The 7,065-nt window shown below is 55.8% G+C and carries 7 protein-coding genes, 1 tRNA gene and 1 pseudogene; 5 read left to right on the forward strand and 4 right to left on the reverse strand.

The genetic code is table 11. The annotated features are described in order from the left end of the window. A pseudogene (locus AAAC48_RS18680) lies at positions 1–219 on the reverse strand (AraC family transcriptional regulator); the annotation flags it as partial. Positions 220–1,073: 854 nt separating this feature from the next. On the opposite strand from AAAC48_RS18680, the gene AAAC48_RS18685 reads away from it, so the two are divergent. Continuing rightward, positions 1,074–1,946, forward strand: a complete 873-nt coding sequence (locus tag AAAC48_RS18685) for a hypothetical protein (RefSeq protein ID WP_340655626.1) — start codon at positions 1,074–1,076, stop codon at positions 1,944–1,946. A gap of 237 nt (positions 1,947–2,183) precedes the next feature. Next, positions 2,184–2,678: a hypothetical protein gene (locus AAAC48_RS18690; RefSeq protein ID WP_340655627.1), complete on the forward strand. Its 495-nt coding sequence runs from the start codon at positions 2,184–2,186 to the stop codon at positions 2,676–2,678. Positions 2,679–2,870: 192 nt separating this feature from the next. On the opposite strand, the gene AAAC48_RS18695 is transcribed toward AAAC48_RS18690, so the two are convergent. Continuing rightward, a tRNA-Leu gene (locus tag AAAC48_RS18695) sits at positions 2,871–2,955 on the reverse strand. Between the two features lie 270 nt (positions 2,956–3,225). Here AAAC48_RS18695 and AAAC48_RS18700 point away from each other — a divergent pair. Together AAAC48_RS18700 and AAAC48_RS18705 are read left to right on the forward strand one after the other, a co-directional pair. Continuing rightward, complete coding sequence (locus AAAC48_RS18700) at positions 3,226–3,816, forward strand: YqaA family protein (RefSeq protein WP_340655628.1); 591 nt, start codon at positions 3,226–3,228, stop codon at positions 3,814–3,816. 31 nt (positions 3,817–3,847) lie between these two features. Beyond that, positions 3,848–4,354: a disulfide bond formation protein B gene (locus AAAC48_RS18705; RefSeq protein ID WP_340655629.1), complete on the forward strand. Its 507-nt coding sequence runs from the start codon at positions 3,848–3,850 to the stop codon at positions 4,352–4,354. Positions 4,355–4,601: 247 nt separating this feature from the next. Here AAAC48_RS18705 and AAAC48_RS18710 read toward each other — a convergent pair whose 3' ends face one another. Both AAAC48_RS18710 and AAAC48_RS18715 read right to left on the reverse strand, forming a co-directional pair. After that, positions 4,602–5,159 carry an HNH endonuclease gene (locus AAAC48_RS18710; RefSeq protein WP_340655630.1) on the reverse strand — a complete coding sequence of 186 codons (558 nt, stop codon included), beginning with the start codon at positions 5,157–5,159 and terminating at the stop codon, positions 4,602–4,604. Between the two features lie 109 nt (positions 5,160–5,268). Further along, positions 5,269–5,913 (reverse strand): DNA-3-methyladenine glycosylase, encoded by a 645-nt coding sequence (locus AAAC48_RS18715; RefSeq protein ID WP_340655631.1) that lies wholly within the window; start codon positions 5,911–5,913, stop codon positions 5,269–5,271. A gap of 85 nt (positions 5,914–5,998) precedes the next feature. Between AAAC48_RS18715 and gluQRS the strand changes: the two genes are divergently transcribed. Continuing rightward, positions 5,999–6,862: a tRNA glutamyl-Q(34) synthetase GluQRS gene (gene gluQRS, locus AAAC48_RS18720; protein WP_340655632.1), complete on the forward strand. Its 864-nt coding sequence runs from the start codon at positions 5,999–6,001 to the stop codon at positions 6,860–6,862. Positions 6,863–7,065 lie beyond the last annotated feature (203 nt).

Here is a 7,065-nt window from a genome sequence, read left to right on the forward strand (position 1 = left end):
GGCGCGCCGGATCAGGGTCAGCGCCAGGTCCAGATGGCTAAGCGCCGCGCCGGCGGTGACCACCGCGTTGGACTGCACGATAATTCGCGTCTCGTCCAGCCGCACCCGCGGATAGCGCTGCCGGAACAGCGGCGCCAGCCACCAGGTGGTGGTGGCCTCCTCGCCGTCGAGCAGGGCCGCTTCCGCCAGCAAGGCGCGCGCGTGCGCGAGGACAAACACCCAAGAATGTCGCATCCGCTCCCTCGGAAAAAATCATGACCTTCTTGCAAGGTGGATACAGGGGTGGGTCGAAAACGTCGATCTATGCCTATCTAGTTGAAATATAATACAAATATGTGAAAAAATGGTGCCCTGGCGTTGCCACATACGCGAGCTAACTTATTGTTTAATATACAGACTTTTGCAGGCGCATTCTCGAACTACCATCAACAATACCAACACTGGTGCGCCTGCCAAATTTTCAGTGCCTTTTTACTCTTGCACCATCTTGCGATCGCAATTTTTTCTGTGACGTCCAACTACCTGGTCAGCTCTCACGCGCGGTGCTCCAGATGATACCGAGCGCAGTGTCAGTTTTTACACCAGCCGCAGCACCAAATAGGTCACGATCACGGCAAGGATGACGAACACGACGAGTGCATCCATTCGGGGCTAATCCTCAAAAAGGCGGGAGGAAGACGCACCGAGTGGGAACTGCTCTATCTTCCTCCCAAGAGCTGACTGCCGGGGCTTAGGGGACCATTGGGCAGTCAGCCAGCGCAGAATAATGTCTCACAGTCACGCCGTCCGTGTGGCAATTTGACTTACACAGCTTGGGGAAAGGAGGGAGGCGTGCAAATATGCTCGCAAGTTTGGGGGCAAGTGTGGCGGTCATAGCTACACAACCAGTAAAATAGAGCTGTCATCCGCTTATTAACTCAAATCCGATACAATGAGCTTCGATAAGCGGGGGAAGGCGCACAAACTGGGCGGGCATTGCTGAGAACTATCGCAGTGTGCACATCAGGGTGTTGCACGCGCGAAAAACATGACGTTAGCGGGCGGCAGCCCGAGACTTAGAAGCAGGGGGCATCGTGGCCGACGCAACTCTTAATCGCTCAAATCTCACATTCGAGCAGGCCGAAGGTGCCGCGCCGCTCCCACGGCAACTACAGTTGCAAGAGGTCTCGCAGCAATTGCGAGCGCAGCTTTGGCACTACATCCATCATTCTATCTCACTCTCACTAACTAACGGCACGTTTGGCCGACATATCAGCGGAAACTGGGATACCATCCTTCGCGCGATGCATGTCGAACACTACCACCTTATGATTGACGAGTTTGGCACCAACTGGATCGACCATAAGGAACGTCTAAGAAACCTTTTTCAGTATGGCACGTATGCTGAAATCTTGGGGTTTCTGCAGTGGATAATACGGTACAAAACACGACCTAGTCACAACTTTGCTGCCGATATTGACCGTTGCTTAGAGCGCTGCCAGGCCGCCTATCGTGTTGTGAACGGCAACACCATTGCACCTGTCTCGTCGCAAGAAGAGGCGGAAACCCTCGAGCGCGCCTTCTCCGATCTCGTCTCTACAGAATTCAACGGAGCACGACAGCATCTCAAATTGGCTGCCGAACGCGCGACGGCTGGAGACTGGGCCGACTGCATTCACGAAAGCATCAATGCAGTGGAAGCTACCGTGAGATGTATTGATCCGAGCGCAAAGGACCTCCGGCCCGCACTTGCTGTGCTGGAGAAACGCGGCACCATTCCCCTGAAACAAGGACTTCTCAATTTGTATGGCTACACGAGCGACGAAAATGGCTTGCGTCACTCACTGGTATTTAACGGCGTTGCGGACTTGGACCAGACGGATGCGCTGTTCATGCTCGGTGCGTGCGCGTCCTTTGTCTCGTATCTGATAAATAAAGCCAGAGCCTCAGGACTGATCAGCGGGTAGCTTCCAAAAAGGGAGGAGCGAAACGCTGACAAAGTGGGGAACCGTGCCGTTCTTTTGCGTCCGTGCTCCTCCCAATGCAGACTGCGGGCCTTGGCGGCAAATGTGCAGTCAGGGGATTAGAATACACCCGGACGCGATCCGACTAACCAATGATTTGGAGCTTTCCACCGGGAATTGATGGATCGGAAAAAGGGGGTAGTGCGGCGTCAGGTGATCAGGGTACGGCCCACCTGAGTGATGCAGCAGTGGCACCTCCGACCGTGTGGCGTGGTCCGGTCATCCGCCGCTTATTTACCAAAATCCGATCCCGCTGATACGCAGTTCCACCTCGGCAACATTGCTATCGAGTTTGATAATCAAAGCCAAAGTACACCGCATTATCCAAGAACATTCTCCGTGCGTTTGAAAGTTGCTTTTATCGAAGCTGTCACTTGGCTGGTTTCACAAGGGCTCATTATTCAATCTCCGCAAGACCCTAATTGGAAGATACTGAGCCGGAAGGCCCAAAATTTGAAACACCTGATGCCTATGCGGCATTTAGGTCCGGCAAACTTCTCCCGAGGGAAATTCTACACCCGGATATCCGCGATCAGATTTGGATGCAGTTTGTCAGAGGTGAATACGGGAATTCAGTGTTCACGGCCCGCGACCTTGATGCAAAAACAGCCCACCGCCATCGGAAACCTTACTCGGTTTTTCCTGGGCTTTGAAGTTTTTGATCTGAAAGTCTGAGAGCGCCATGGCCTGCCGATTGTTGGTATCCGAGATGGAAATTTCCAATTTTCTCGGCTGATACCAGCAACCATACCGTCAAAACTGTTGGTAGCAAGTGGGCGGATGTGGGAAGCTATGGACAACCGACACGGTGAAAATCCAATAAAATCAGTGTATTCTGATGATTGCGGACTGCCGTGGGTGGGTCTCTGGTGCCCCCTGCCGGAATCGAACCAGCACTCCTTTCGGAACCTGATTTTGAGTCAGGCGCGTCTACCAATTCCGCCAAGGGGGCCGCCAAAAGCGTAAGGTCTGGGCGAACCATGAGACCGTAAATGCCAAATACATGCAGAGTCGGCCTTCGGTCAACACCAATAAGACGTTTTCTCGATGATAACGTAGTCGTGTGTTGATGTGCCTGCGCAACGTCATTAGAGGCGGGTCAGGACAAAGCGTGAAAGAGCGGCCGGTTTGCAAATATTGAGTGAAACGATTCCATTTCGGTGAAGTTTGCTCTAAGGATCACCAACTTTTCCAGACAACCTTCCCCGACAGGAACCGACTTATGCTGCGCAGACTTTACGATTGGACGATGTCTCTTGCCGCGCGCAAATCGGCGGAAGTCTGGCTCGCCATTATCGCCTTCGTCGAAAGTTCTGTGTTTCTCGTCCCTGCTGACGTGCTGTACCTGCCGATGGCGCTGGCGCGGCCTGAACGGGCCTATCGCTACGCGCTTGTGGCAACGGTTGCGTCCGTCCTCGGTGGCATCGCGGGCTGGCTGCTTGGCTACTACGCCTATGAGACGCTGGCGAAACCCATTCTCGAAATGTACGGCAAGCTCGACGCTTTCGAACAGTTGCGCGGTTCGACCAGCGCCGATGCGATCCTGTTGTTGCTGGTCACATCGGGGCTTGCCCACCTGCCGCCGATCAAGGTCGTGACCATTCTTTCCGGTGCCGCCGCGATCAATATCTGGCTGTTCATCGCCTCGGCGATCATCGCGCGTGGTGCCCGCTTTTTCTTTCTCGCCTGGCTGCTCCGCCGCTATGGTGAGCCGATTCGGCACTTTATCGAGAAACGGCTGGGCCTGATCGCCAGCGCGGCGGCGGCCGTCCTGATCTTGCTATATACCGTGTTCCACTACTATCACTTGTGACCAGATCTTGAATGAGGACGTCAAACATATCATGGCTACGACTGGCAGCTCACCCCATTTGAAAACGGCCATCTTCCTGCTGCTGGCCATGATTGTCACGGTTGGATCTGCGCTCGGATTTCAGTACATCGGTGGCTATCTGCCCTGCAAATTGTGCCTGGAACAGCGCTATCCCTATTATGCCGGTATTCCGCTGATGGCGCTTGCCGTGGCTTCCGCAGGGTTGAAATGGCCAGCCGGGCCCACACGGCTTCTGCTGGCACTCGGCGGAATTCTGATGCTGATCGGACTGGGGCTGGCGATTTTCCACGCCGGCGTCGAGTGGAAGTTCTGGGCTGGTCCAACCGATTGCACGGCCGTTTCCATGTCGATCACCACCGATGCCGGCAATTTGCTCAAGGATTTGAACGCAATTCATCCGCCCGCATGTGACACTGCGGCGCTGCGCGTGCTCGGTCTTTCCTTCGCGGGCTGGAACGCAATCGCAAGCCTGATCTTGGTGATCGTCGCCTTCCGGGGTGCGAAGCAGGTGGCGTAAGCGGTTCTTATCTCCCCCTTGCGGGGGGAGCGAGGGCGGGCGAGATCCAGGGCTCGCCCCGGTAGGATTTTCTTGGATTTAGCCCTTGCTGAATTCTTAGAAAATCCAAGAGAGGGGGTAACTCAGCTGGGCAATCCCCCCACTTTCGATTTCTAGCACTTAGCAAGGGCTAAGACACTGAAATCGCTTTCTCTCCCACAAGGGGAGAGATAATCGGCATCTGCTGCTGGCGTGCACTGAACAAAGCCTAAGGCTCCAGCTCGACATCCCAGTAGAGATAATCCATCCAGCTGTCGTGCAGATGGTTTGGCGGGAACAGGCGGCCATTGTTGTGCAGGTCATGCACGGTCGGCTGGTAGGGCCTCTGCCGGGGCCACATCTTGGCGCGGTCGGGCATCAGGCCGCCCTTGCGCAGATTGCAGGGCGAACAGGCCGCAACGACATTCTCCCAGATCGTTTCACCGCCGGCACAGCGCGGAATGACGTGATCGAAGGTCAGATCGTCCTCGGAGCCGCAATATTGGCATTCGAAGCGGTCGCGCAGAAAGACATTGAACCGCGTGAAGGCGGGGTTCCGCGATGGCTTGATGTAAGTCTTGAGCGACACAACGCTCGGCAATCGCATGGCGAAGGAGGGAGAAGAAACTTCATGCTCATATTCGGCGACGATGTTCACACGGTCGAGAAAGACCGCCTTGATCGCGTCCTGCCAGGACCAGAGCGACAAGGGATAATAACTGAGCGGGCGATAGTCCGCATTGAGTACCAGAGCCGGTAACCCGTCCGGCGAGACGGCTATTGTCAAGGAATCAACTCCCAATCCAACCATCAGGCCCTATTATTGTAAGCTGGACGTGACAGGAATGTGAAGCGAATTGCTGTGCTTGCTGAGGAAAAACCCCGTTATTTCAACTTCATGCGATTGGTGTGCCATCGCGGCCACGCGTTGCGGCGTAATAAGCCCAGAAAAGCCGTGCTGCAACACCGCGCCAGGGGGACCAGCGCTCGGCCAAAAGCCGCAGCGCTTTTGAGTCGGGCCTGACTGATTCGCGATACGCATGGGCATAGGCATGCTGAAGCGCAACGTCGCCCGACGGAAACACATCCGCATGTCCGGCCGAAAACAGGAGGTAGACCTCCGCTGTCCATGGGCCGACACCCTTCACCTGCGTCATCGCATCCATTGCCTCGTCGATCGGACGGTCGCACAGGTCGAAAAGGTCGAGCTCTCCGGCGATGATCGCTTCGCTGATGCGGGCAAGCGTTGTCTGCTTCGCCCGGGATAGTCCGGCAAGGCGCCATGCCTCCTCGCCGGCCGCGAGATAGTTTTCCGTCGTCAGCGGATCGATGAGACCAACGAGCCGGTTCCAGATCGAAGCAGCGCTCGCCTTGGAAACCTGCTGCGACACGATCACTGAAGCAAGGCTTTCAAAACCTGGCTCCGAACGGCGCAGCGGTAACGGCCCCGCCCGCTCGGCGATGGCGCCAAGCTCCGGATGGGTTTGCAGCAAGGCCTCCAGTCCTTCGGCGATATCGTCGAGTGTATCTATCCTGCGCATATGGTTTTGGCCGTTCACTTTGCATCGTTTCGCAAACACCGTATCAATTGCTTCGATACCCACGCAAGGACGCCACGCATCACTCATGACAGTTCCGGTATTCCGATTTGCCCCCAGTCCCAATGGCCATCTGCATCTTGGCCATGCTTATTCGGCTTTACTGAACCAGCGGATGGCAGGCGAAACTGGCGGCCGATTGCTCCTTCGCATGGAAGACATCGACCTCGAGCGCTGCACGCCTGAGCTCGAACAGACGATGCTCGAGGATCTGCAATGGATTGGGCTGGAGTGGGGGACACCCGTTCGCCGCCAGTCTGAACATTTGACCATCTATCAGGAGGCCCTGAACAAGCTGATCCGTATGGACCTCGTCTATCCGGCATTTCTTAGCCGCAGCGATATCAAGCGCGAGACTGGGAGGATTGCAGGCAATAAAGACAACTGGCCGCGTGATCCAGATGGTGCACTGCTTTATCCGCCGGGTGACCGGCACCTTTCAAAACGCGAGCGCGACCAACGAATCGGCGCAGGACAACCATTTTCCTGGCGCCTCAATATGGAGCATGCCTTCGAATATGTTGGCGAGCCGCTTTCCTGGATCGAAACCGCACCGCAAGAACATATCGTTCCCGCACGGCCACAGGACTGGGGCGACGTCATTGTCGCGCGCAAGGACATGCCGACGAGCTATCACCTCTCCGTCGTCATCGATGATGCCCTGCAGGGCATAACCCATGTCGTCCGTGGCAAGGACCTTTTTCACGCCACCAGCGTCCATCGCCTCCTGCAGCAGCTCTTCGGCATCGAGCCGCCTGTCTACCACCATCACGCGCTCATCCTGGATCGCGATGGCCAGAAACTGTCGAAAAGCCGCAAGGACACGGCCCTGCGCGAGTTGCGGGAGGAAGGCAAAACGCGCCAGGATATCTATCGTTTCGTGGGGTTATAGGCAGTTCTATCGCCGAGGGATCACGCGGTTATCTGGGAGAAAGCGATTTCAGCATCTTGGCGTCAGCTAAGTGCGAGAAATCGCAAGAGAGGGGAATCTTGGAAACATTAGCCTATCCCCTCTCTTGGATTTTCCAAGGGTTAGCTGCGCTAACACCAAGAAAATCCTTTCTCTCCCACAAGGGAGAGATAACCGTCATCACC

The organism is Phyllobacterium sp. (assembly GCF_037994405.1).
Lineage (GTDB): Bacteria > Pseudomonadota > Alphaproteobacteria > Rhizobiales > Rhizobiaceae > Phyllobacterium.